The organism is Brachybacterium sp. (assembly GCF_036379615.1).
Classification (GTDB): domain Bacteria; phylum Actinomycetota; class Actinomycetes; order Actinomycetales; family Dermabacteraceae; genus Brachybacterium.
The window spans coordinates 23,762-48,512 of sequence record NZ_DASVGJ010000074.1 but is presented as its reverse complement, the minus strand read 5'-3'; the positions used below and the strand labels follow the sequence as shown (position 1 = coordinate 48,512).

Below are 24,751 nucleotides of genomic sequence, written 5' to 3'. Positions count from 1 at the left end.
GATGTGCGGGCGCTTCGCCTTCTTCCAGGAGATCGAGCCCCTGGTGGACGATCTCGGTGCCGTCGACCTCACCGACCCCCACCTGCGCAGCCGGTGGAACATCCCGCCCACCGCCCCGATCCACGTGGTCACCGAGTCGATCGACAAGGACACCGGAGAGGTGCTGCGGGCGCTGCGCGTGGCCCGCTGGGGCCTGCTGCCCCCCTTCGCGAAGGACGCCTCCTTCTCCTCCCGCACCTTCAACGCACGCCGGGAGACCCTCGGCGAGAAGCCCAGCTTCCGCGGCAGCCTGGGCAGGTACCGGGCGATCGTCCCGATGGACGGCTACTACGAGTGGGTGCGCGACCAGAAGGGCACGCGCAAGCAGCCCTTCTTCATCGCTCCGGCCGACGGGACCCCGCTGTACATGGCGGCTCTTGTCTCCTGGTGGAAGGGTCCCGGCGGCCACGAGGGCCCGGCGGCGAGCGAGGACGGCAGCGTCCTGCTCTCCGCCACGATCATCACCCGGGAGGCGAGCGGGGGTCTCGCCGAGATCCACGACCGCACCCCGGTGATGCTGCGCCGCGACCGGGTCGATGCCTGGCTGGACACGACCATGGACGATCGCCACGCCGCCCAGGAGTGGATCCTCGAGGACTCGCACCTGCTCGACGACGCGACGCTCGAGGTCCGCGAGGTGGATCCGGCGGTCGGGAAGGTCGGCAACGACGGGCCGGAGCTGCTGGAGCCCCCACAGACCCTGTTGTGACGTGCACCGCCCCGGTGCCGCGCCGGATCCGACCGCGGACTGACGCGCCCGGAGCCGTCACCGCCGTACCCTCGTGGCCATGACCGACGGCTCCGCACCCCCTCCGAGCTCGCCCTCGCGGCGCGCCCGGTTCCGCGACCCGTTCCGCTGGATCATCGAGAATCCCGGGACGGTCGACGTGATCGTGTTCGGCGGTGCCGCCTTCCTGGTGCTCATCTTCTCCCTGGGAGCCGGTGCCAGCGGCTGGTGGACGCTGTACTCGGCCGTGATGATCGCCACCGGGGCCCTGTGCCGGGTACGACCGCTGGTCGGAGTGGCAGTCATCGGCGCGCTCGCCGTGCTGCACATGCTGATGATGGTCCCGGTGATCCTCGGCGACGCGATGACCTTCTACGCGATGTTCTGCGCCGTCGCCTACGGCAGGCCGCTCGTGCACGGCATCGGGGTCGCCGCGGGCATGCTCGGCGTCATCGCACAGGCCCTTTTCTGGGGCATCAACTCCTTCGTCTCGGAGTACGGCGGCCTGGTCCCTGCCGCCACCAGTTTCGTGATGCTGATGGTGGTCGGCACCATCACCATCGTCGCGGTCTGGGCGCTGGCGAACCTGCAGCGGGCGCGCGTGCGCCAGCTCGCCCTGACCCGGGACCGGGCCGAGCAGGCGGTGCGCGAGCGCGAGCAGCGCACCGCGCTCGCCGTCGCCGATGAGCGCGCTCGTATCGCCCGCGAGATGCACGACGTGGTCGCCCACTCCCTCTCGGTGATCATCGCGCAGGCCGACGGCGGGCGGTTCGTCGCCGCACAGAAGCCGGAGAAGGCCGCCGAGGTGCTGGGCACCATCGGCGAGACCGGCCGAGCGGCGCTGGCCGACATGCGCTCCCTGCTGGGCGTGCTGCGCCAGGAGGACGAGACCAGCTTCGGGCCCCAGCCGGGCCCTGAGGTGCTGCCGGAACTGCTGGAGCGGGTGCGGAGCGCGGGGCTGTCCGTCGAGCTCGAACGCGACGGGGACCTGGACGATCTCCCCCAGGCGCTCGGGGTCTCGCTGTTCCGCCTGGTGCAGGAATCCCTGACCAACGTGCTCAAGCATGCCGGTCCCGGCGCCACCGCCTCCGTGCGGATGTTCCGCACGCCGCAGCAGCTGACCATCGAGGTGCTGGATGACGGGCAGGGCACCGACCCCGCCTCCGACGGACAGGGGCATGGCCTGACCGGTATGCGCGAGAGGATGTCGGTCTTCGGCGGGACGCTCCAGGCCGGTCCGCTGCCCTCCCGGGGGTATCGGGTGCGGGCCACGGTGCCGCTGACCGAGGGAGAGCCCTCGTCGCGCGAAACGGCCCGTCCGGTGCGATCGGCCGATGCGTCGTCGGCACCGGCGGCACCGGCCTTCGCGCCGTCGGTCCGCGCGCCCTCGCCCCAGGCCCCCTCGCTCCAGGCCCCCTCGTCCCGCAGGCCCTCGCCCCCCGCCCCGTCGTCCCGAGCGCCCTCCGGCGCCTCGCGTCCCGCCCGTCACCACCGAGGAGAAGCTCGATGAACGCATCCCTGGACCGCCCGCTCCGCATCGCGCTGGTCGACGATCAGCCGCTGGTCCGGGCGGGTTTCGCCATGGTCATCGACTCGCAGGACGACATGGAGGTCGTCGTCCAGGCCTCCGACGGCGTCGCCGCCGTGAGCGAGCTGCGGGGACGGACCGTCGACGTGGTGCTCATGGACGTGCGCATGCCGCGCAAGGACGGGATCGAGGCCACTGCAGAGATCCTCGCGCAGGTCCCCGAGGACAGGGCACCGAAGATCATCGTGCTGACCACCTTCGACCTCGACGAGTACGTGGTCGCTGCGATCCGCGCCGGGGCCAGCGGCTTCCTGCTCAAGGACGCCCAGCCCGAGGACCTGCTGGGAGCGATCCGCACGGTGCACAGCGGGGACGCGGTGATCGCTCCCTCGGCCACGCGCCGGCTCCTGGAGCGCGTGGTGCAGACCCCGGAGCCCGAGCAGCGGGACGACTCCGTCCTCGCCGCGCTCACCGACCGTGAGCGCGAGGTGCTCTCCCTGATGGGCCGCGGCTTCTCCAATCAGGAGATCGGAGCCGAACTGTTCGTCGCGGAGGCGACGGTCAAGACCCACGTGGGCCGCGTGCTCGCGAAGCTCGGTGCACGCGACCGCGTCCAGGCCGTGATCATCTCCTTCGAGACCGGGCTGGTGGCCCCCGGCTCGCACTGACCCGCGGTCCGGAGCAGCGCGTCCGTCCACGGTATGACACCGGCAGACCTCGGGCCGGACACTCGACATCCCACGCCCGACCACGGGGTGACGACACATGGGCGGGGTGCACGGAAGCATGGTCCCTGACCAGCTCACCTCCTCGTGAAGGACTCCCGATGACTTCAGCTCCCCAGGCCGCTCCCCCGACCACCACGGGCAGCCCCGCGCCCGCTCTCGTCGCTCGCACGGTGACCCGCCGCTACGGCAGCGGTGCCGGGACCGTCACCGCCCTGGATGCCGTGGATCTCGACATCGCTCGCGGTGCCTTCACCGCGATCATGGGCCCCTCCGGGTCCGGGAAGTCCACGCTCCTGCACGTGCTGGCCGGGCTGGACACGGTCGATGAGGGATCGATTCTGCTGGAGGGCACCGAGATCACGGGGCTGGGCGATGATGCGCTCACCCGGCTGCGCCGAGAGCGCATCGGCTTCGTCTTCCAGTCCTTCAACCTGCTGCCGATGCTCACCGCGGAGCAGAACATCCTGCTCCCGCTCGAACTGGCCGGCGCCCGGGTGGACCACGCATGGCTGGACACCATCACCTCCGCCTTCGGGATCGGCGACCGGCTCACCCATCTCCCCTCCCAGCTCTCCGGCGGTCAGATCCAGCGCGTGGCGATCGCCCGTGCCCTGGTCACCTCACCGGCGGTCGTCTTCGCCGACGAGCCCACCGGGAACCTCGACTCGCGCACCACCGAGGAGGTGCTGGAGTTCCTGCGGCTCTCGGTGGACGAGTTCGGGCAGACCGTCGTCATGGTCACCCATGAGCGGGACGCCGCCGAGCGCGCCGACCGCATCATCTCCCTCGCTGACGGCCAGATCGCCAGCGACGAGGACCTGCGAGGTCAGCGCTGATGGCCCGCCGCTCCCCCGTCAAGCTCACCCCGCTGCGGCGCCATCTCGCCGCTGTCATCACCATCGCCCTGTCCTGCGCCTTCGTCGCCGTGATGGTGCTGGCCGGGAACCTCATGCAGGCGTCCCTGAGCTCCCAGGCCGCCCAGCAGTACGAGGGCGCCGACCTGGAGATCCAGCGCCCTCTCACGGAGTCGGACTGGGCCGCCGAAGAGCCCCTGTCCGCGCCGCAGGTCCAGGGCGCCGAGGCGGTCTGGCCGCAGGTCTCCGGATATGTCGAGCTCACCACGGCAGAAGGCAGTGCCTTCCTCTCCCTGGCCATGATGCCTCCGGGCGAGGCCGGGGCCGCAGCCCTCGCCGAGGGCGTCCCCGCCGTCGACGACTCCGAGATCGTGCTCGGCCAGGACGCCGCCGACACGCTCGGCGTCGGCCTCGGCGACCAGGTCACCCTGCCCGCCGAGAGCTCCGGGTCCGGGAAGGAACAGCCCCTCACCGTGGTCGGCCTCGCGGGCACCCCGCAGGGCGCCGTCTTCGGCGGCACCCCGCGGATGCTGGTGAGCGAGGAGAACGCCGCCACGCTCCTCGGCCCCACCGCCGGGACCGTCACCGAGACCTGGCTCGCGACCGTCCCGGAGGGCTCGGACCCCGCCGCCGTCGCGGACTCTGCCAGCGGTGACGGTGTCACCGTGCGCAGCGTCGAGGAGGCCGAGCAGGAGGCCGCCTCGGACATCCTGCAGGGTTTCGCCGCGCTGGGCATGCTGCTCTCCGTATTCGTCGTGATCGCCCTGTTCACCAGCGCCGTCGTCATCGCCAACACCTTCGCCGTCACCGTCGCGCAGCGCACCCGCTCCCTCGCGCTCCTGCGCACGCTGGGCGCGACCCGCTCCCAGGTGCGCGCCGTGGTGCTGCGCGAATCCCTCGCCGTCGGCCTGCTCGGTGCGGGCCTCGGCATGCTCGGGGGACATCTCCTGGTCCAGGCCGCTCTCCTCGGAGCCGCGGGCCTCGGCTGGCTCGAGGGCGTGATGCTCGTCCCCGTCACTGCGCTGTCCGTGCTGCTGCCCGTGCTCGCGGGCGTGCTGATCACCCTGCTGGCGAGCCTCGCGCCGATGCGTGCGGCCACCCGCGTCGCCCCCCTGCAGGCACTGCGCCCAGCGCCTCCGGCCCAGCGCCGCGGGCTCGGCGTGCGCGGCGTGCTCGGCCTGATCGCCGTGGCGCTCGGGATCGCCGCCCTCGCCGGCGGCACAGCTCTGGCCCTGGCCGGTCAGGCCGGACTCGGCATCCTCGCCGCGATGTTCGGCGGCGTGGTCAGCTTCACCGGCGTGCTGCTGGTCCTGGTGGCGCTGACCCGCCCACTCTCGGCACTGGTGGCCCGGATCGTCGGCCGGCTCGGCGGGCTGCCGGCCCGGATCGCAGGCGCGAACGTCGCCCGCAACCCGCGCCGGAGCGCCGCGACCATCGCGGCCCTGCTGATCGGCACCACGCTCATGACGATGATGGCCGTCGGCGCCCGCACCGCCGAGGCGACCCTCACCTCGGAGCTCGACTCCCGGCGACCGATCGACCTCGTCGTCAGCGCCGAGGAGATGCCCGAGGACGCGGCCGACCAGGTCGCCGCGATCGACGGCATGGACTCCGCCCATCTCTCGGCCCGCGGCGACGTCGAGGTGGGCGTCACGGAACCGATGACGATGTACTCCGTGACGCCCGAGACGCTGCGGGAGACCTCCCATCGGCCGGAGATGGCGGACGAGCTGTCCGACGGCGTGGTGCTCCTGGGGCAGGAGCGCGCCGAACGATTCGCACTCGAGGACGGCCAGGTGCTCCGGATCGAGGCCTCCGACGGGACCGTGCAGGAGCTGCGCGTCCAGGTCGACGCGAACCTGCAGATGTCCCTGGTCTCTCCCGCCACCCTCGAGCTGCTGCTCGGGGACGGCACCCGGCCCGTGGTACTCGCCGACTTCGAGGACCCCGGCAGCCCCGCCCGCGGGGACGTCGACGTGCTGCAGCTGATGGGCTCGGTGGATGAGCTGACCACCGGACCCGGGTACTCCGAGGTCTCGATCGTCGCCGGCGGCGCCGAAAGGGAGTCCTACGGACAGATCCTGAACATCCTGCTGGGCATCACCGTCGCCCTCCTCGCGGTCGCGGTGCTCGTGGCGCTCGTCGGGGTCGCCAACACGCTCAGCCTCGGGGTGATCGAACGGACCGGCGAGAACGCGCTGCTGCGGGCACTGGGCACGACCCGCCGTCAGATGCGGGCGATGCTCGGCTGGGAAGGCGTGCTGCTGGCCCTCGTCGGGGCGGTGCTGGGCCTCGCGCTCGGCAGCGTGTACGGAGTGCTCGGGATCAACGCCCTGCTCGGTTCCATCTACCCGGTCTCGATCACGATCCCCTGGGTGCAGCTCGGTGTGGTGCTCGTGCTCGCCGTCGTGGCCGGGGCTCTCGCCTCGGTGCTGCCGGGCCGAGCCGCCGCGCGCACCGCTCCCGCGGCCGCGCTGGCCGGCGCCGACTGACCAGGCGCGGGCCGAACCGGCCGCGGGCGGCCGACGACACCGGATGGCTGGCGGTCCAGGACGGAGAACGGGCCCCACAGCGGAGAGATCCGCTGCGGGGCCCGTTCGCGATCGGTCGGAGCCGGAGGAGTCAGCCTCGACGGAAGACGTCAGCTGCGGTCGCCCGGCAGCGGAGTGGAGCTCACCAGACGGGTCAACAGCACGAACAGCACCACGGCGAGCAGGAGTGCGAGCCCGCCCTGCCAGTACAGAGCCCCCCGCAGCAGGCTCGCACCGACCAGAGCCTGGAACAGCTGCCAGGTGATCCCGAAGCCGAGGCCGAAGCGTCCCTTGGCCAGGATCGAACGCGCCGCGAGACCGACCCCGAGCGCGAACAGCAGCAGGAAGACCGCCAGCCCGGTGCCGAAACGAGCATCGAGGACACCACCGGAGACCGCGACGAAGCAGTAGGTGGCGGCGGCGGCGAGCATCAGCGCCTCGAGACCGAGCAGCGCGGCGGCCAGAGGACGGGTGCGGGGACCGGGATCCTCGGCATCGACGGCGGTGCGCGCGGAGGAGCGGGGTGCGGTGGGCATGATGGCACTGTAGTGGCAGCCACGGGCGCGAGCCGACGCCGCCCCGGGGGATCGGTGGCGAGCGCAGATCTCAGCGGTCGCGAGACCCGACGTGAAGCACTTTCCACGCCCTGATGCAACGCCTTCGTGCCCGGCATCACGGCTCCGGGGGACTCGCGCGGGACGGTGTGGGAAGTGCCACCAGGCTTGGGCAGGAAGCCCCTTGTCGCCGCCGCGACCTCCCCAGAGAATGGAACTCGGCTCGCCACGTCGGCGGACATCCCGGGAGCGCAATGCTCCCCGTCCACCACGTCGGGCCTGAGACCCGAGAACGCCCCCCGAGGGAGCGACCCTCGCCGCGTCGCGCCCCCTGGGCGGGGCGTGGCGTCCTGGAAAGAGAGAGTGACGATGGACTGGCGCCACCGTGCCGAGTGCCTCAACCATGATCCCGAGCTGTTCTTCCCGATCGGGAACACCGGACCGGCGATCACGCAGATCCAGGAGGCGAAGGCGGTGTGCCAGAAGTGCGACGTCATGACCGCATGCCTCAAGTTCGCTCTCGAGTCCGGTCAGGACTCCGGCGTCTGGGGCGGCCTGTCCGAGGATGAGCGCCGCTCCCTCAAGCGCCGCAACGCCCGCGCCCGTCGCGCCGGCTGACCGCCTCCCCGACCACCTCCGACGCTGCGCGGCGTCTCGCCGTGCGAGGCGCCGTCGGGCGGTCCCCCGTCTGAGGGGCGCACCGACCACGCCGGTCAGACGCAGGCGAGACGAGCCCGCCGGTCGGCCTCAGGCGCTGCGCCCCCATCGGCCGGACACAGCGACCGGGTTCAGAGGGTCAGCGGGTCCAGGTAGACGTCCACCATCGCCCGGGTCCCGCCTTCGGCTCGATCCTCCCAGGTGAGCGTCCCGCCCAGCTGACCCTGCACCAGGGTGAGCGCGATATTGGTCCCCAGCCCCGTCGGCTTCGCCGCGCCCATACCGCTTCCGTCGTCCTCGATGACGATGACCAGGTGCGAGCCGGTGCGCTCGCTGCGGATGGTGAGGGTGCCACCGGTCTCCGAGAGACCGTGCTCCACCGCGTTGGTGGCCAGCTCGGTGACGACCAGCGCCAGCGGGGTCGCCTCCTCCGCCCGGAGCGAGCCGACCCGTCCGATCTTCTGTGTGCGCACCTCCACCTGAGCATCGGTCAGCCGCGGGGTCCCCGCTCGATGGACGGTCGCGCTCGCGGCGTCGACGGCGAGCCGCAGGCAGCGGTCGATCACCTCGTCGAAATGCACCGCCTCCTGCGACCCCTGCAACAGCGACTCGTGGACCAGTGCGATGGTCGAGACCCGGCGCATCGCCTCGGCCAGCGCCTCGCGGGCCTCGTCGGTCTTCATCCTGCGCGACTGCATCCGCAGGAGCGCCGCGACCGTCTGCAGGTTGTTCTTGACCCGGTGATGGACCTCGCGGATCGTCGCGTCCTTCGTGATCAGCTCTCGCTCGCGGCGACGCAGCTCGGTCACATCGCGCACCAGGATGATCGCGCCGGTGCGCTTGCCGCGGTCGGTCAGCGGCACCGCGCGCAGGGACAGCGTGCCGCCGCGCGCCTGCATGTCCGAGCGCCAGGCGGCCCGTCCCATGAGCACCAAGGGGAGGGACTCGTCCACCGGGCTGCGGGACTGCAGCACCTCGGTGGAGAGCTCGGCGAGGGTGATGCCCTCCATACCGCCTTCGATGCCGAAGCGATGGAAGGCCGAGATGGCGTTGGGCGAGGTCCAGCGGACCACTCCGGCGTCATCGAGCTCGACCACCCCGTCACCCACCCGCGGGGCCCCGCGCCGCGGCGGGATCGGAGCACCCTCGATGGGGAAAGCCCCGCTCTCGAGCATCTGCAGCAGGCGGTGCCCGAGGCGTCGCTGGTTGATCTCGTTGTTGGACGGCTGATTGTCACCGTCCGGGCTCTCGGCCGCCAGCACCGCGAGGGTGCGCCCGTTCTTGCGCACCGGGACCAGCAGACCGGTCGCGGCCCGTCCCTCGCGCTCGACGGCGGTGGGGCTGGCCTGCGGGTCGCCGCCCTGCAGCAGCCGTGCGATCTCGGTGCCCTCGATCCCGTCGTCGCTCGGGCTGCCCACCGGGTCCTCGTAGTAGACCGTGGACCCGGTGGCGGGGCGGCAGTGCGCCACAGCCAGGGCGCCCGCCTCCTCCTGGATCCACAGCACGAGGTCGGAGCGCAGGAGGTCGGAGAGCAGGTTCCAGTCGCCGACGAGGTGCTGCAACCAGTCGGCCTCCTTCTCGGAGAGACCACGGTTGTCGGCGAGGAACTTGGACAGACTCGGCATGGGGACAGGATAGGGGCCGACGCGCGCTGCCCCGTCACCGTCCCACGGGTGCACCGCGTCGAGGTCGGGATGGCGGGCCGTCCGGAGTTCGGCGACTCTGCCCTAGGCTGAGGATGAACAGTTCCGAGGAAGGACCAGGATGAAGCTCCGCGAGACGTTGAACCTCCCCCTGTCCGCCACTGCGGCGGCCACCATGTATGCCGATCCGGAGTACACCGCGATCCGGCGCTCCACTCTCGGGGCGAATGCTGCCGAGTCGACCCTGGACGGGGACCCCGCCGGTGCCTTCACCGTCCGCACCGAGCTCTCCATGCCCACCGATCGGGTGCCGGACATCGTGCGGCCCTTCGTGGGCTCCTCCGTGACCATCCACGAGGTGCAGAAGTGGGAAGCGCCCGAGGCCGACGGCGGCCGGCGGGGAACCACCTCCCTCGAGGTCGCCGGTACCCCGGCGGGACTCACAGGCACGCTGCGACTGCTGCCCGGAGAGGGCAGCAGCTCACGCGTCGAGATCGACGGGGATCTGGTGGCGAAGATCCCGCTGCTGGGTCCGCGGCTGGAGAAGGCGGCCGTGCCCTACGTCTCCACGGTGCTGCGTGCCGAGGAGCGTTCGGCCGCGACCTACGCGACGTCCCACACCGGCTGAGCCACCGGAGCGTCAGCCGGTCGCTGCGGCGTCCAGGTAGTCGAGGGCATCTCGGCCCTCGCCGGCATCGAACCACAGCAGGGCGGGGTCGGTGTCATCCGCTTCCGCGGCGGCGGCATCCTGCTCGGTGACGTGGAAGCTGGCGATCTTCGCCGACGATGCCTCCCGCAGCCGGATGCCGAAGACGCCGCCTTCCTCGCCCGCGGGGACCACGGCGCGATCGGGGACGTCTGCGGCGATCACCAGCACCCTCGACATCGGGGCTGCGCCGGTGAAGGCGACATGGATGGCATCCTGCAGCGCCTCGTACTCGAGATCCTCCTCGTCCTCGCCGGGCCTGTCGCTGCGGGCCTCGGTGGTGACGGCCCACGCCGAGCGCTCCGCGGCGAGCTCGACGACTGCTCCAGCGGCCTCGAGCGCCGGTCGGTCCTGCGCGGTGAGCGGTAGATAGATCCTCATGGGGTCATCTTCTCACCGGCTCCGCCCCTCACCGGACTCATCGCCGCACCGGATCCGTTCCCTCACCGGATCCGTCCCCTCACCGGGTCCGCCGCTCCGGTCCTGCGCGTGCGGGCTCCGGCACCGCTGCGTCCGGCGCCCCCTGCACCGCGGGCGAGTCCGCGAGATCTCGCAGTCCCCGCCGCAGCGCGGAGCGCGAGGCGGACTCCGCCAGCAGCGCCCCGTCCCACGCCGCGGTGCGGCAGGCGACGGGATCATCGGGGAGCAGGTTCAGGGAGGCCACGGGCAGACGCGAGGCGATCAGATCCCGGATCCTGTCCCCCGGCACCGGGGACCCGATTCTGTTGACCACGACATGTAGCTCCTGGACCCCGAGCTCCTCGAGACGGGCCTGATCCCGCAGCAGTCGGGTGATGCTCACGGGATCCGCGGAGACCACGGCGAGCACTGCATCGGCGGCCTCCAGCGCGCTGATGGCCGCTGCGTTTCGCTGTGGTGCGGCGGTGTCGTAGCTGAGCTCCTCATCCTCCTCCAGCACGGCGGCGACGTCGGCGATCACCAGCTCGCCGCGACGTGCCAGTGCACCCCACACCCCGTCCAGCGCGGTGCGGCGCAGTTCCGCCCAGCGCCCGGGGACCCCGATCCCGCTCAGCAGGCGGAGCCTGGGCTGGACCAGCGGCAGCAGGGAGTCCAGCGCGTCCGAGTCCAGGGTGTCGCGGTCGTGGGCTCGCGCTGCCGCGACGATCCCGGGAGCCTCGTCGAGCACTCCCAGCATCTGGCTGAGCGCAGGTCCGTAGGTGTCCGCATCCACCAGGACCGTCTCCCGTCCCGCCGCGGCCGCCTCGGCGGCGAGATTCACCGCGATCGTCGACCGGCCCGGGGAGCCGACGGGCCCCCAGACGGCCAGCACACGACCCCGAGGCCCCGGCGAGTCAGGAGCCGCCTCCTGCACCCACGCCTCAGCATCCTCCTGCTCCCCGACCGACGCCGATTCGATGGCCGCGAGGATCTCCTGGACCGACGCCTCCGCCGGGACCACGTGACGCAGCCCCAGCGCCGTCGTGTCCGGGGCATCCACGGGTCGCATGCCGACCACCGCCGCATCCCTCATCATGGAGGTGAGGACATCACGGCCGAGCCCCCTGACCGTCACGTCGATCAGGACGACGTCGCCGATGCCGGCGGCGGTCACCGCGAGAGTCTCCGCGAGGTCGGCGCAGCGACGCACGACCCGCGCCGGGCGATCCCGGTCCACTGCGAGATCGTGGACGATGCGGACCTCATCGCTGCCGGAGGCGCACAGGACGATATCGATCATGGGGCGAGTCCGTGGGCTCCGGGGACGCCGATGACGTCCAGGCGCTCGTCCTTCGAGAGCACCTCGAGCACCTCTCCGAGGGAGTCCGCAGGCACGAGCACCTCGACGGACATGGCACGCATCCCGAGGGAGCTGCCTTCGTCGATGCGCCGGACCACGGCATCGGCGACCAGCAGCTGGGCCTCCGCGTCGGCACCGTCGTCGGTGGTCGGGGAGGTGTGCCAGAGCTCCACCGTCGCCCCGGGGACGACGGACTCGGCCACGGCCGCATCCACCGGGATCACCACCGGCCGCAGCGGCACGTCGTCCGACTGCCCGATGGCCGACATCGGCACCAGCTCCCCGGGCCGGATCGTTCGCGTGGCGACGGCGCCGTCCGGGATCGCCTCGAGCGTGCCGAGGTAGTGATCGGTCTGGTCGGCCAGGCGGAGATCGACCGCGACCAGGTCGGCGGATTCCAGGGAGTCCCCCGGAACGACCGCGGACCGTGCGATGAGCACCGGGGTCGTCTCCGACATCCTGGAGACCAAGCCGGCTCCCATCAGCACGCTCGCCACGACGAGGACGATCCCGACGATCAGTCGCGGGTCCTTCCAACGCGGCGTGCGCAGCCTCATCATCGCTGCGGTGGCCCCCACTGCGAATCCCTCCCCTCGCCCCGGCCGCTCTGGCCGCGGATCTGACCGGAGAGTACGTCAGCCGGGCCGCCGGTGGGGCGGATGCGGCGCATTGTGGAGAACTTCAGCCGGGGGGTTCGTCGCAGCGCGCTGGAGCACCGGCCGTCCACAGCCACGACGTCGAGACCGCCCGAAGATGAGAGACTGTGCATGTCCCGCCCCAGGTGCGACCCATAGGAAGGGCCGTCGATGCCTCCACGTTTCGTCCCGCTGAGCGATGTCGCGGAGATGCTCTCGATCTCCGCCTCGCAGGCCTATGCCCTGGTGCGCTCCGGAGAGCTGCGAGCGATCAAGGTGGGCGGCCGGGGGCAGTGGCGGGTGGAGGTCTCGGAGATCGAGTCGTACATCCAGCGCAGCTATGACGCCACGGCGAACATCCTCGAGGAGGAGCGACGTCAGGAGCGCGCGAAGGCCGACGGGAAGCAGTGAATCCCGCGCCCTCCCCGGAGCGTCCTGCCCACCCTGAACGCGCCTGAGCGTTCCGCGCGGTTGTTGATCATCCGATACTGCAGCTCACCATCCAGTGCAGCGGCTGATTGCTCGGCGCAGCCGCCCACCATCCAGTGCAGCAGCTGACCCTTCAGCGGAGCAGGACGGCGCGCAGCGCCGGGATCGTGACGGTGATCCGCGAGGAGCCCGGCACGGCCATCGACTCCCCCGTCGGCAGGGATCGCAGGTCGAGGGTGTCCGCGCCGACCGCTGAGATGCGCCCGATCACGCGGCCGGCTGCCGTCTCCAGATGCACCACGCTCCGGTCCCGGGCGATCTCGCGCAGCACGGATCCCAGCCCGAGGGGCGAGCGGAGAGACTCCTCGGCAGGACGCGCCCGGGAGGGCAGTCCCTCGACCAGGGCGATGGCGGCGAACGGGACGACGGCCTTCCTCGCACCTCCCTCGCCGGCGAGCGCGACCCATCCCTGACCGACCTCAGCGACCGTCCCTCCCACCCGCAGTGCCGCGTCGAGGTGCAGGGTCACCGGATGCGTGCCGGCTCCTCGCAGACGGTCCGAGAGGGTCAGCTGAGCCTGTTCCGCACGGGTGAGGTCCTCCGAGACCGCGCGCACCTCTTCCTGCTGCTGGTGCGCGAACTGGCCCTCGAGGTCGTCGAAGATCCGCTCGAATCGCATGGGACCACTCTAGGCCCGCCTGCTCGCTCCCCTCCGCAGGCCCTCCTCCACGGTCCCTCTCGCGATGTCTCCTCCCCGACCCGTCCGTGTCCACACGCGACCCGCCCGGCATTGCGAATCTCGTCACATGCGACTACTTTGCCCTTACAGAGAGTGACCACCATCAAACTCGATCAAACTGCATTGAATCGCCCAGTTGGTGTGATCTGCGGTCTGAACGTCCACTTCAGGGGGCTCCATGCGAGACGACACTTCAACACCGGAACCGGCCAGGCTCGGACCGAGCCTGGCGGGCGCGATCCTCGCCGCAGCGGGCGCACTGGCCATGGGGGCCGTGCTCGCCTCGATGCAGCGCACCGCCCGTTCCGCCCAGGGCGAGGACGCACTGATCTCGTGGGTGCTGATCGGCCTCGCCGGGCTGGGAGTGCTGCTCTGCCTCTATCTCGCCCTGATCTGGGGTCTCGCCACCGCGATCCTCGTGATCGGGCCGGCGACCCGCTCCGGGACCGCCCTGCTGGGGGCATTGCGGATCCTGGCGCCTCGCCTCGCACGTCGTCTCGCCACCGGTGCAGCGGTCGCCACGGCCGCCACCGCCCTGACGTTCACCTCCGGGATGGCCTCTCAGAACACCCAGACCTCCGAGCCCGCACCGGAGCCGGTCCCGATCGCCCAGACCGCGGAACTGGTCTCCACGGAGGGGCCGTCGACAGATCCTGCGCCGGAGGCCGCGGCCCAGGACGGCGAGGACGTCTCGGGTCAGGCGGAACCGGTAGCGCCCCTGCCACCCCTGGGCTGGGGCGATGACAGTCCCTCCGCCGCGGCGGCGACGGAGCAGGGCGATGATCACAAGGGCGGGGATGGTCAGCATGCCGGAGCAGCCACGTCGGAGCGGTCCCCACGCACTGTGGTCGTCCTGCCTGGCGACAGCCTCTGGAGCATCTCCGATGATCTGCTCGGACCCGGCACCTCCGATGCTGCCGAGATCGCCGAGGCCTGGCCCCTGCTGCACCACGCGAACCGGGACCTGATCGGTCAGGATCCGGACCAGCTGCGTCCCGGTCAGGAACTCACCGTCCCCGCCTCACTCATCCCTCAGGACACACCGTGACCACCACAGACCAGCGCCCTGCCCACGCCCTCTCCCGCTCCGCGGGCTTCGCCCCGGACGATCCTCGTTCCGTCGAGCAGCTGGTCGCCCCGGTGGCCCGGCGAGCGGTCGAGATCGTGCGGGACATGCGCCCCGAGAACTCTCTGTCCCGTCTCGTCACCCCCGAGGTCGGTCAGCTCCTGGCGCGGCGGGCGGCACTCACCCGCCGACTCCGCGCGACCACCGGTTTCGCACCGACGAGGCAGCTCATGGTCACCGGCGTCCGGATCTGCGTCGTCAATGCGCAGACCGTCGAGGCGAGCTGTGTGCTGCGAGAACCTGAACGCGCACGGTTCCTCGCCATGCGCTGGGAACTGCGCCACACGGGATGGCGCGTGACGGTGCTCGAGATCGGCTGACTCAGCGCCTCCTGCGCTTGGCCCGACGCTGGGCCCGGTTGCTCCCGTTGCCCTGCGGAGCGCCTTCGGGCTTGTCCTGCACCTTGTCGTGCGCGTCGGTGTGCGAGGCGTCGTCCCGATGATGGCGCTCATGGTGACGGCGCTGTGCGCGGGACATCGACCCGGTGTCCTGGACTCCGCTGCCCTCGGCCGAGGTGTACCTCAGCTGTCGTTCGGTGGGGCCGTCGTCCAGTCCCTTGGCGCGAAGCATCACGGTGTTCTCCTGGGCAAGCTGATCCGCTGCCTCGTCCGTGGAGTCGCCCTCCTGCACACCCGAGATGTTTGCGGAGGCGTCATCCTCGGACGCGGCATCGGCGTTGTCGTCAGCACCACCGTCAGCACCACCGTCGCCGGAGGTGCCGTCCGCCGCCGCCCGGGGGGTGTCGGAGCTGGACGTCGTGGTCGCGGTCGCCGCCACGGCAGCGCTCGCGTCGCTGGCGACCTTCGCCGCGCTGCGCAGCAGGTCGCTGACGGCCTTCGGTACCACGGGCTCAGCCTTCTCCACCTGGACCTCGAGGTGGTAGACGTAGCCGACCACGTCCTCCTTCACTCCGGCCATCATGTCGTTGAACATGAGGTGGCCCTCGCGCTCGTACTCGATGAGCGGATCGCGCTGGGCCATCGCGCGCAGCCCGATGCCCTCCTTGAGATAGTCCATCTCGTAGAGGTGCTCCCGCCAACGGCGGTCCAGGACCGAGAGCAGGACCCGACGCTGCAGCTGCTTGAGGCCCTCCTCGCCGAGCTCCTCACGACGCTTCTCATAGGCGACTCGGGCATCGGCGAGGATCTCCTCCCGCAGCACGCTCGCGGTGAGGTTCTCCTTGCCGTCCACCTCCTCGATCAGCTCCTCCGCGGTGAGCGAGACGGGATAGGCAGGCCGCAGAGCGCCCCACAGCTCGTCGAGGTCGACGTCCTCGGCCGTCTTGCCCTGGGTGTGGGCATCGACGGTGCCCCCGATGACCTCGTCGATGAAGCGCTCGACGTGCTCCTCGAGAGCCTCGCCCTCGAGGATCCTCGAACGCTCCTCGTAGAACTTCTTGCGCTGCTTGGTGAGCACGTCGTCGTACTTCAGGACGTTCTTGCGGATCTCGGCGTTGCGCGACTCGATCGAGTTCTGCGCACGCTGGATCGCGCCGGAGACCATCCGTCCGGTGAGCGGGATCGACTCGTCCACCCCGCCGCGTGCCAGCAGCGACTCCGCGGCCCCCGAGTTGAACAGTCGCATCAGGTCGTCCTGGAGCGAGAGGTAGAAGCGGGACTCGCCCGGGTCGCCCTGGCGACCTGACCGACCGCGCAGCTGGTTGTCGATGCGGCGTGACTCGTGACGTTCGGTGCCCAGGACGTACAGTCCCCCGGCCTCGACCACCTCGTCATGCTGCTCGGCCACGGCCTGCTTGGCCCGCGCGAGCTCCTCGTCCCAGGCGGCCTCGTAAGCCTCCTGGTCCTCTTCCGCGTCGAGTCCGCGCTTCTCGAGCTCCGCATGCGCCATGAACTCGACGTTCCCGCCGAGCATGATGTCGGTGCCGCGACCGGCCATGTTCGTGGCGACGGTGACGGCGCCCTTCGCTCCGGCCATCGCCACGATCGCGGCCTCGCCGGCATGGTTCTTGGCATTGAGCACCTCGTGCTCGACGCCCTGCGCGCTCAGCAGCTTGGCGAGATACTCGGACTTCTCGACGCTGGTGGTCCCCACCAGCACCGGCTGGCCCGTCTCATGACGTTCGACGATGTCCTCGACGACCGCATCGAACTTCGCCTTCTCCGTGCGGTAGATGCGGTCCGGCTCGTCAGCGCGCTGCATCTCCCGGTGCGTGGGGATCGGCACCACACCCAGGTTGTAGGTGTTCATGAACTCGGCGGCCTCGGTCTCGGCGGTGCCGGTCATGCCCGAGAGCTTCTCGTAGAGCTTGAAGTAGTTCTGGAGGGTGATCGTGGCGAGGGTCTGGTTCTCCGCCTTGATCTTCACCCCCTCCTTGGCCTCGATCGCCTGGTGCATGCCCTCGTTGTAGCGGCGGCCGGCGAGGATGCGACCGGTGTGCTCGTCGACGATCATCACCTCGCCGTTGAGGACCACGTAGTCTTTGTCCCGCTTGAACAGCTCCTTCGCCTTGATGGCATTGTTCAGGAACCCGATCAGCGGCGTGTTCAGCGACTCGTAGAGGTTCTCGATGCCGAGATGGTCCTCGACCTTGTCGATCCCCGACTCGAGCACGCCGACGGTGCGCTTCTTCTCATCGACCTCGTAGTCGCGATCCTTGCGCAGGAGCTTCACGACCTTCGCGAACTCGCTGAACCACTTGTTGGCGTCTCCGGACCCGGGGCCCGAGATGATCAGCGGCGTGCGCGCCTCATCGATGAGGATCGAGTCGACCTCGTCGACGATCCCGAAGAAGTGCCCGCGCTGGACCCGGTCCTCCGGCTTCAGCGCCATGTTGTCGCGCAGGTAGTCGAAGCCGAACTCGTTGTTCGTGCCGTAGGTGATGTCCGCGGAGTACTGCTCACGACGCTCGGCAGGGGTCATCCCGGACTTGATCACGCCGGTGGTCAGTCCCAGGAAGCGGAACACGCGGCCCATCAGGTCGCTCTGGTAGCCGGCGAGGTAGTCGTTCACGGTGACGATGTGGACGCCCTTGCCGGCCAGGGCGTTGAGGTAGGCGGGAAGGGTCGCGACGAGGGTCTTGCCCTCGCCCGTCTTCATCTCGGCGATGCGGCCGCGGTGCAGCGCGGCGCCGCCCATGATCTGCACGTCGTAGGGCCTCTGGCCGAGCGTGCGCAGAGCGGCTTCGCGCACTGCCGCGAAGGCCTCCACCTGGATGTCATCGAGGCTCTCGCCGTCGTCGAGGCGTTCCTTGAAGTGGTCCGTCTCGGCGCGGAGCTCATCGTCGGTGAGCTCCGCGAAGACGTCCTCCGCCTCTCCCACTCGCTGGGCGATGGCTTCGAGCCTGCGCAGTTCCCGGCCTTCGCCGGCGCGCAGGATCTTGTCGAAGAGGTTGACCACTCGTGCTCCCGTAGATCGCGGATCCGCCCGTGCGGGCGGCTGGTGCCTGACCCATCGTAAGCGTCACCGTCGGCGAAGGTGACCACCTGCGCGCATCGTCACGCCGATTCGGCTCAGCCACGAAGGGCCGCCTCCAGCGCGTCCGAGAGCTCGCCCGTCCCCGGGCCGGTGAGGACCTCGATGCCCGCCAGGCCCTGCCAGTCCGCGGCACGGCGGAGCTCTCCGGCGAGCGCTTCCGTGACCGCACAGTCCTCGGGCCGACGACGCTCGGGCAGGTGCGGCAGCGGCTCCTTGTACGCGCCGCGCACCTCGAGCACGCCTCGGACCCGGTCCGCTTTCAGATCCACACGGGCCGGGATCAGGTCGCCGAGCAGGAAGAGCAGAGCGTAATAGCCGGTGGTGCGCTTCGCGGCCGGGGTGTAGATGCCGATCCGATACTCGACGTCGAAGAGATGGGAGAGCCGCGGGCGATGGAAGACGATCGGATCGAACGGGCTGACCAGCGCGGCGACATCCAGTGGTGCAGGGGCCGGGGCCTCGCGGTGCAGCAGCATCGTGCGGTCCCCGGCAGGGTGGCCGACGACCACCTCCTCGAGCTCACCCTGCGCGACGAGATGCTCGACGGCGGGGGCGATCTCCCTCCGCCGGAGCCGGAAGTAGTCCGCGATGGATGCGATCTCCGCGATGCCGAGCGAACGGGCCGCCCGGCCGACCAGCTCGCGGATCGCGATCTCCGGCTCGGGTGGGGCGTCCTCGGCCGTCTCCAGCGAGTAGAGGCGCTCGAACTGTCCGGAACGGCCCACGCAGTCCAGCTCTCCGGTGCGGAACAGGTACTCCACCGCCCATTGCGTGGACGTGCGGCGCCACCCCCAGCCCTCGCCGCGCTCCGTGTCGCCGAGATGCTGGGTCACGGCGGTCGCGCTCGCGGGCCCGATGTCCGCCAGCACTTCCCGGATCCGCGGAAACAGATGCGGTGAGGAGGTCGCGATCTCCCGCAGCACGCTCCAGTCCCGTTCGGAGGTGGCGCGGCGGCGGAAGGCGAGCTGGCGATGCACCTCGGGGACGGCATAGGTCGCTTCGTGGGCGAAGCTCTCACGCAGCGTTCGCCGCGGTCCGGGACGGACGGCACTCTCCAGGATGGCGGGATCCCACCGTCCGGTGCGGGTGAAGACGGGGAGGTGGTGCGCCCGAGCGAACACGCTGACCGAATCGATCTGGAGCATGTGGGTGCGCTCCAGGGTGCGTGCGAGCGCGCGACGGCTGGTGGCCGGTGTCGGCGGATCGCTGCGACGAGCTCTCCCCATCCCCTGCGAGCGCAGAGCGATCCGACGAGCGCGGGTCCAGGTGAGGGTCGGGCTCATCAGCGATGTGCTCCTGCGGGGTCGGGCGCTGTGCGGACGTGGGAGGGCGGGAGGAGCCTTCTGGGCTCCTCCCGCCCCGTGGTCGATGAGGGGAGGTCAGGCGGTCAGCTCGGACTCCAGCTCGATGATGCCGTAGTTCCAGCCCTTGCGACGGTAGACGACCTTCGGGCTGCCCGAGTCGGCGTCGACGAAGAGGAAGAAGTCATGTCCCACCAGCTCCATCCGATTGAGCGCGTCGTCGATGCTCATCGGGGTGGCGGGATGCTTCTTCTTCCGGATGACGACCGGACTGCCGGCCTCCGCGAGGTCGATCTCGTTCCCGTCGACATCGGCTGCCGGCTCCGTCGCGGGCTCCTGCGGCGACTCCTCCTGCCGGAGGGCGGCGGGCAGGTCCTGATCGGCCGGCATGGTCCGCAGGCTCGCCGCGGTCTCCTGGTGCGCTCGGTCGCGGCCCCGGCGGTGGTCCTTGCGACGGTCACGGGCGCGCCGCAGGCGTTCGAGGAGTCTTCCGTAAGCGACGTCCAGGGCCCCGTACAGATCGTCCGCCCGCGCCTCGGAGCGGATCACCGCGCCGTTCTCGTGCACGGTGAGCTCGACCCTGTCGCTGAGCTCGGCCTGCCTGGGGTTCTTCTCCTGTGAGATCTCGACGTCCACGCGGAGTGCCGCGGGGGCGAACTGGGTGACCTTGTCGAGCTTGTCGGTGAGATGACGGCGGAATCGATCCGGGACGTCCATGTGGCGTCCGACGACATTGATCTCCATGAGTGGGTTCTCCTCCTATCAGGATGCGGCCGCTCTGAGCCCGGCCGCGATGGCTCTTCGGCTGGTGTCGCACCTCCTGAGGAAGGGGGTCCCGCGCTGATGTGGCGAGTGCCACCAGCATGCCACGATTCACTCCATGTTTCCTGTCCGTTCGTCCGGTCTCCTCCGGTCCTCCTCCGCCTCGAGGCTCTCCACCCGCCCGAGCCCGACACTCTCGCCGGGCAGCCGCGCGGAGGCGACCACCACTGCCCCCAGCACGTCCATGCCGGCGCCGGTGAGCGCCTCATGCATGCCCCGCAGCGTGGAGCCGGTGGTGACGACGTCATCGACGATGATGACCGGCTCCCGGCGGCGACCCGCGGAGCCTGCGCGACGCCCCTCGAGCCGGATCCTCCGGGTCCTGCGCTGCCTCGATCCCTGCCCTTCCTGACCCGTGGTGGGCCGGGCCTTCAGCAGCAGGGCGCTCCCGGCCCCCGTACGCTCGATCGCTCGGACCAGTTCGGCGGTGTGGTCCTCCCCGCGACGCAGCCGTGCACTGCGCCGGGAGGGAACGGGCACCAGCGACGGGCCGGCGACGCCGGTGGCCTCGGCGAGGCGGTGGACCGCCGGAGCCAGTGCGGGCGCGATCCGGCGCCCCAGGTGCAGCATTCCTCCGTTCTTCCAGGCCAGCACGATCCGCTGCAGATCCCCTCCGTACTCCCCCAGCGCCAGCACGGGCAGCAGCGGGCTGTGGTCGACCCCGGCAGGGAGCGGCGCACCATCGCGGCTCTCCTCCCGCACGCGAGCGGCGGAGAGCACCTGGAGCGCGTCGCAGCAGGTCTCGACCCGGCGGGGCCCGGCATGCAGCAGAGCCTCGCAGCCTGGGCACAGCCAGGTCCCCTCCTGGCCGCACGGGCACTGTCGCGGAGCGATGAGTCCGCAGGTCTGGGCGATCATCTCGTGAAGCGGGGATCCTCGATGCTCCTCGCGGGCACCGCGATGCCGAGTGCCCCGATGCCTGCCGCGCACGTTGTCGCCGCTGGCGGACGCCTCACCGTGGGCTGTACCGGTTTCCATGAGGCGATCCCAGCGCATTCCCGGCCGGCACGGGCCCGGACGCGGCGGGCGGTGGACGCGGTCGTGCTGGGGAGGAACCGTCGGCCCCCGGCTGCCGAGACCCCGGCAACCTGCAGTGCCTCAGCAGCCAGAGGCGACTCAGTAGAAGGAGGGGTCGCGACCTGTCTGGTCGACGGCAGTCCAGCCCTCCCCGTCGCTGCGCAGGAGTTCGCCGTCGCTCGTGCCGGCCCACACCGCATCGGCCACCACCGACCCGGCGAGACGGTCGGTCCCGGGCACCAGGAGCGGCAGGGACTCCTGCCCGCTCGCGAAGTCGACGATCTGCGCCCGGCGCTCCTCGGCCGAGGGCTCGGTGCCGAGCATGATCAGCGCGACCTCGTCATACCAGCTCACCTGGGTGACGTCGGTGAGGAGGGTGCGCACCGTCGTCGGTTCGGTGAGCGAGCTGGGCACTCCCTCGGTATCCCGCACCACCGCACACAGGTCTACTCGCGCACCCGCGGAGTCCGTGGAGAGCACGATCATCCTGGTCGCGTCGGCGGCGACGTCGAGGGTGCGGATCGTGCGCCCAGCGAGCCACGGCGCATCGACCTTCGCGTCGAGATCAGGACCCTGCCCGGACAGCGCGAGCAGCGCACCCGGGCTGGACCGGGTCGCAGTCCAGACGTATCCGGCATCGTCCACCCGGGGAGCGACGAAGGCGCCGCCGGTGGCCGCCTCCCTCATGGGCAGGGAGTCGTCCGTGGTGGCGATCAGGACGGTCGATCCCGCAGGATCCAGCGCCGCCGCGAGGATTCCGTCCTGACCGATCGCGGGAGCGGAGACCTCGACCTCGCCGAGCGCGGGGACCAGCTGCACCGCCGGGGCCTCCGCTCCGGCATCGGAGAGCGAGATGATCCCGGTGGGCCCCGCAGCGATCGGCCGATGGCCCGGGAGGGCTCTTTCGATCCGTGTGTCCTCGTCGAGCGTCAGCTCCTGACCGTCGTGCACCAGGCGCACCCCGGACAGGGAGCGCAGGGAGCGCAGCGAGGCCTCCAGCTGGAAGAGGGCGAGCGCCCGAGGACGGCTCGCCAGGTTCTGGATGGCGGTGGGCACAGTGATCTGCGCCGATCCGTCGGGACCGGTGGTCGTGGTGGCGTCGGTGACCCCGGAGGTCTTCGGCACCTGGCTCGTCACCGCCGACTCGAGGAAGGCTGACGGCCCGTCGGCCAGTCCCTCGAGCACTGCGGCGGCGCCGCGGCGCAGCGGGAACCAGCGATGATCGGGCACCAGATGCTGCTCGCGGGGATCGAGGAAGTACAGGCGGGCCGGACCGTACAGCGTCTCGAACGCCGCCTCGGACAGGAAGATCCCATCGGGGACCTCGCTCAGGCGCCACTGCCCCTCGACCTCCTCGATCGCGACCTCCATCTCACGGGAGGACGGGCTCGACAGCTGGTTCCGCACCCCCCGCGCGTCCACCAGCGCGACCACCTGGAGCACCACCGAGAGTCGGCCGTCCGCGGCCGGCTCCACCCGGAGCTCCTGGGACCCGGAGTAGATCGTGATCAGGGCGGACGGGTCCCATACCTCCGAGGCGGCTTCGGTGAGGTAGTCGCGGGCCACCGCGAAGTCGTCCTCCGACCCCACTCCCGCCTGGACGAACCCGGAGACCACCTCCTGCGCAGTGGCATCCGGTGCCGGCGGCAGCGCACGCACGTACGGGGCGCCGGGCTGGGACTTCCCGCTCAGGGTCCGGCTGGCGATCGGCGAATCCGTGGGGATCCGCGCACAGGCCGTGCCCAGCCCGAGCACTGCGGCGGCGCCGGCCGCTCGCAGCACATCTCGTCGTGCTGGTCTCATCGCTCGACCCCTCCGTCTCCGGATCCCTCGAACCGGTCTCCCTCGGCCTCGTCCAGGTCCGGGAGCATCTCCGGACCGATCCTGATCTCCCCCGTGGGAGTGGTGGAGACCGCCTCGTCGGCCTGGGTGCGATCGAAGGAGCGTTCGAGGTGGAGCGGCGAGCGGGACAGCACCGTCCCGGGACGGCGCGGGACGGTGAGCCGGAACACCGCCCCCTGCCCCTCCTGTCCCCAGGCCTGCAGCCAACCCTCGTGCAGGTGCGCGTCCTCGACCGAGATCGACAGGCCCAGTCCGGTGCCCCCGAGGGTCCTGGCCCGGGACGGGTCCGCCCGCCAGAACCGGTCGAAGACGTGCTGGGCATCCTCCGGCGAGATGCCGTGCCCATGATCCTGGACGACCACGGCCACGGACTCCTCGTCCGCCGCGGTCTGCACCAGGACCGGGTGGCCCGCGCCGTGCTCGAGAGCATTGGTGAGCAGATTGCGCAGGATCCGGTCGATGCGTCGCCCGTCCACCATCGCGCCCGTGTCCGCACCGGCCATGCGCACGTCCAGCAGGCAGCCGCGGGCGCTCGCCAGCGGCCGGACGTCCTCGAGCGCACGCTCGACGAGCGCGTCGATGTCCTCTCGATGCGCTTCCAGGACCGCCGCCCCGGCATCGAAGCGCGAGATCTCCAGCAGGTCCGCGAGCAGCACCTCGAAGCGCTCCACCTGGGTGGCGAGGAGCTCCACGGTGCGCTGCAGATCTCCGGGCAGGCTCTCTCGCCGGGCATCGAGCACCGAGGACGCCATGCGGATGGTGGTCAGCGGGGTGCGCAGCTCGTGGGAGACGTCGGCGACGAAGCGCTGCTGGACGTGGGAGAGCTCGGTGAGATCGTCGACCTTCTGCTCGAGGCTGCGCGCCATGTCGTTGAACGACTCGCCCACCCGCGCCAGCTCGTCCCCGCCGGAGACCTCGACCCGGCTGGTCAGATCTCCAGCGGCCATCCTCTCCGCCGCATGCGCCGCCCGCTTCAGCGGGGTGGTGACCATCCGGGCGACGACGATCGCGATGCCGACGATCAGCGCCAGCAGCACGGCGCCGCCGCCGAGGATCACTCGCTGGACGAAGGCGAGGGTCTCCTGCTCCTCCTGCATGGAGTAGACGAGATAGAGGTCGTAGGAGCCCGCGCCGGGAATCATCACCCGGGTGCCGACCAGGAGCGCCGGGGCGGTGTTCCCCGCCGCGTCCTCACGGCCGATCGAGCGCCAGGAGATCGAGTCCGGCTGCTCGGAGACCGTCGCCGCGAGACCGTCGTCGACCTCGTCGAAGAGGGTGCGATCCGAGGAGGCCACAGGGAAGACGGTCCCGGTGGTCTCCACCGGGACCAGTGCCACCTCGCGACGGTCGCCCCCGCCCTGTCCGCCCGTGGTCTGCACGAAGGAGCTCACCGCATCCTGCTGCTGAGTGCTGGTGGCGCCCGAGACCTGCGTGAGGGTGTCGGTGAGATCGTTCCTCACCTCGAGGGTCTCCTCGAGCACCCGGTCCCGGCGCTGCTCGTACAGCCCGTCGGCGATCACCGAGGACAGGTAGGCGCCCACCGTGAGGAGCGCGACGATCGACAGCAGGGTCGTCACCAGCACCACCCGCAGGGCGAGCGGCCAGCTGCGGGGATCGGCATCGAGAACCGCGCGCATGGTGTCGGGCGCGATCTCGCTGCCGCCGCCGGCGGTGCTCAC

22 protein-coding genes are annotated in these 24,751 nt (G+C 70.9%); 10 read left to right on the top strand and 12 right to left on the bottom strand.

Going from position 1 to position 24,751, the window contains the following annotated elements; genetic code table 11:
* Position 1 precedes the first annotated feature (1 nt).
* From VF289_RS17815 to VF289_RS17795, 5 genes are all read left to right on the top strand, one after another.
* Complete coding sequence (locus VF289_RS17815; RefSeq protein WP_330885517.1) at positions 2 to 748, top strand: SOS response-associated peptidase; 747 nt, start codon at positions 2 to 4, stop codon at positions 746 to 748.
* A 79-nt stretch (positions 749 to 827) separates the two neighbouring features.
* On the top strand, positions 828 to 2,276 hold the full coding sequence (locus tag VF289_RS17810; protein WP_330885515.1) for a sensor histidine kinase: 1,449 nt from the start codon (positions 828 to 830) through the stop codon (positions 2,274 to 2,276).
* Positions 2,273 to 2,962, top strand: coding sequence for a response regulator transcription factor (locus tag VF289_RS17805; protein ID WP_330885513.1), 690 nt, complete (start codon positions 2,273 to 2,275; stop codon positions 2,960 to 2,962). The genes VF289_RS17810 and VF289_RS17805 overlap by 4 nt, the downstream gene beginning before the upstream one ends.
* Before the next feature lie 158 nt (positions 2,963 to 3,120).
* The gene (locus tag VF289_RS17800; RefSeq protein WP_330885511.1) at positions 3,121 to 3,858 is read left to right on the top strand and encodes an ABC transporter ATP-binding protein; all 738 of its coding nucleotides are present in this window, start codon (positions 3,121 to 3,123) and stop codon (positions 3,856 to 3,858) included.
* Positions 3,858 to 6,368, top strand: a complete 2,511-nt coding sequence (locus tag VF289_RS17795) for an FtsX-like permease family protein (RefSeq protein ID WP_330885509.1) — start codon at positions 3,858 to 3,860, stop codon at positions 6,366 to 6,368. The genes VF289_RS17800 and VF289_RS17795 overlap by 1 nt, the downstream gene beginning before the upstream one ends.
* Positions 6,369 to 6,517: 149 nt before the next feature.
* Here the strand turns inward: VF289_RS17795 and VF289_RS17790 are convergent, their stop codons facing one another.
* On the bottom strand, positions 6,518 to 6,943 hold the full coding sequence (locus tag VF289_RS17790) for a hypothetical protein (RefSeq protein WP_330885507.1): 426 nt from the start codon (positions 6,941 to 6,943) through the stop codon (positions 6,518 to 6,520).
* 387 nt (positions 6,944 to 7,330) lie between these two features.
* On the opposite strand from VF289_RS17790, the gene VF289_RS17785 reads away from it, so the two are divergent.
* Positions 7,331 to 7,579, top strand: coding sequence for a WhiB family transcriptional regulator (locus VF289_RS17785; protein ID WP_015776066.1), 249 nt, complete (start codon positions 7,331 to 7,333; stop codon positions 7,577 to 7,579).
* 170 nt (positions 7,580 to 7,749) lie between these two features.
* Here the strand turns inward: VF289_RS17785 and VF289_RS17780 are convergent, their stop codons facing one another.
* Complete coding sequence (locus VF289_RS17780; protein ID WP_330885501.1) at positions 7,750 to 9,243, bottom strand: sensor histidine kinase; 1,494 nt, start codon at positions 9,241 to 9,243, stop codon at positions 7,750 to 7,752.
* 139 nt (positions 9,244 to 9,382) lie between these two features.
* On the opposite strand from VF289_RS17780, the gene VF289_RS17775 reads away from it, so the two are divergent.
* Complete coding sequence (locus VF289_RS17775) at positions 9,383 to 9,889, top strand: DUF2505 domain-containing protein (protein ID WP_330885499.1); 507 nt, start codon at positions 9,383 to 9,385, stop codon at positions 9,887 to 9,889.
* Positions 9,890 to 9,901: 12 nt separating this feature from the next.
* On the opposite strand, the gene VF289_RS17770 is transcribed toward VF289_RS17775, so the two are convergent.
* The 3 genes from VF289_RS17770 to VF289_RS17760 form a co-directional block, all read right to left on the bottom strand.
* Positions 9,902 to 10,348 (bottom strand): DUF6912 family protein, encoded by a 447-nt coding sequence (locus tag VF289_RS17770; RefSeq protein WP_330885497.1) that lies wholly within the window; start codon positions 10,346 to 10,348, stop codon positions 9,902 to 9,904.
* Between the two features lie 79 nt (positions 10,349 to 10,427).
* On the bottom strand, positions 10,428 to 11,666 hold the full coding sequence (locus VF289_RS17765; protein ID WP_330885495.1) for an AAA family ATPase: 1,239 nt from the start codon (positions 11,664 to 11,666) through the stop codon (positions 10,428 to 10,430).
* A complete protein-coding gene (locus VF289_RS17760) occupies positions 11,663 to 12,304 on the bottom strand; it encodes a flagellar biosynthesis protein FlgA (protein WP_330885493.1) in 642 nt (213 codons plus the stop codon). Before VF289_RS17760 ends, VF289_RS17765 begins: the two co-directional genes overlap by 4 nt.
* A 228-nt stretch (positions 12,305 to 12,532) precedes the next feature.
* On the opposite strand from VF289_RS17760, the gene VF289_RS17755 reads away from it, so the two are divergent.
* Positions 12,533 to 12,772 carry a helix-turn-helix domain-containing protein gene (locus VF289_RS17755; RefSeq protein ID WP_330885491.1) on the top strand — a complete coding sequence of 80 codons (240 nt, stop codon included), beginning with the start codon at positions 12,533 to 12,535 and terminating at the stop codon, positions 12,770 to 12,772.
* A 151-nt stretch (positions 12,773 to 12,923) separates the two neighbouring features.
* Here VF289_RS17755 and VF289_RS17750 read toward each other — a convergent pair whose 3' ends face one another.
* Complete coding sequence (locus VF289_RS17750) at positions 12,924 to 13,469, bottom strand: hypothetical protein (protein ID WP_330885489.1); 546 nt, start codon at positions 13,467 to 13,469, stop codon at positions 12,924 to 12,926.
* A 238-nt stretch (positions 13,470 to 13,707) separates the two neighbouring features.
* Here VF289_RS17750 and VF289_RS17745 point away from each other — a divergent pair, with 238 nt between their 5' ends.
* Entirely contained in the window at positions 13,708 to 14,577 is an 870-nt protein-coding gene (locus VF289_RS17745; protein WP_330885487.1) for a LysM domain-containing protein, read from the top strand.
* On the top strand, positions 14,574 to 14,975 hold the full coding sequence (locus VF289_RS17740) for an Rv3235 family protein (protein WP_330885485.1): 402 nt from the start codon (positions 14,574 to 14,576) through the stop codon (positions 14,973 to 14,975). Before VF289_RS17745 ends, VF289_RS17740 begins: the two co-directional genes overlap by 4 nt.
* Before the next feature lies 1 nt (position 14,976).
* Here VF289_RS17740 and secA read toward each other — a convergent pair whose 3' ends face one another.
* The 6 genes from secA to mtrB all read right to left on the bottom strand — a co-directional run bounded on the left by secA (position 14,977) and on the right by mtrB (position 24,751).
* Positions 14,977 to 18,012: a preprotein translocase subunit SecA gene (gene secA / locus VF289_RS17735; RefSeq protein WP_330885483.1), complete on the bottom strand. Its 3,036-nt coding sequence runs from the start codon at positions 18,010 to 18,012 to the stop codon at positions 14,977 to 14,979.
* Positions 18,013 to 18,125: 113 nt separating this feature from the next.
* On the bottom strand, positions 18,126 to 19,373 hold the full coding sequence (locus VF289_RS17730; RefSeq protein ID WP_330885482.1) for a winged helix-turn-helix domain-containing protein: 1,248 nt from the start codon (positions 19,371 to 19,373) through the stop codon (positions 18,126 to 18,128).
* Between the two features lie 96 nt (positions 19,374 to 19,469).
* Complete coding sequence (hpf, locus tag VF289_RS17725) at positions 19,470 to 20,135, bottom strand: ribosome hibernation-promoting factor, HPF/YfiA family (RefSeq protein WP_330885480.1); 666 nt, start codon at positions 20,133 to 20,135, stop codon at positions 19,470 to 19,472.
* Between the two features lie 129 nt (positions 20,136 to 20,264).
* Positions 20,265 to 21,071, bottom strand: coding sequence for a ComF family protein (locus tag VF289_RS17720; protein WP_330885478.1), 807 nt, complete (start codon positions 21,069 to 21,071; stop codon positions 20,265 to 20,267).
* Between the two features lie 258 nt (positions 21,072 to 21,329).
* Positions 21,330 to 23,033, bottom strand: a complete 1,704-nt coding sequence (locus tag VF289_RS17715) for an LpqB family beta-propeller domain-containing protein (RefSeq protein WP_330885476.1) — start codon at positions 23,031 to 23,033, stop codon at positions 21,330 to 21,332.
* Positions 23,030 to 24,751, bottom strand: a complete 1,722-nt coding sequence (gene mtrB / locus VF289_RS17710; RefSeq protein ID WP_330885474.1) for an MtrAB system histidine kinase MtrB — start codon at positions 24,749 to 24,751, stop codon at positions 23,030 to 23,032. Before mtrB ends, VF289_RS17715 begins: the two co-directional genes overlap by 4 nt.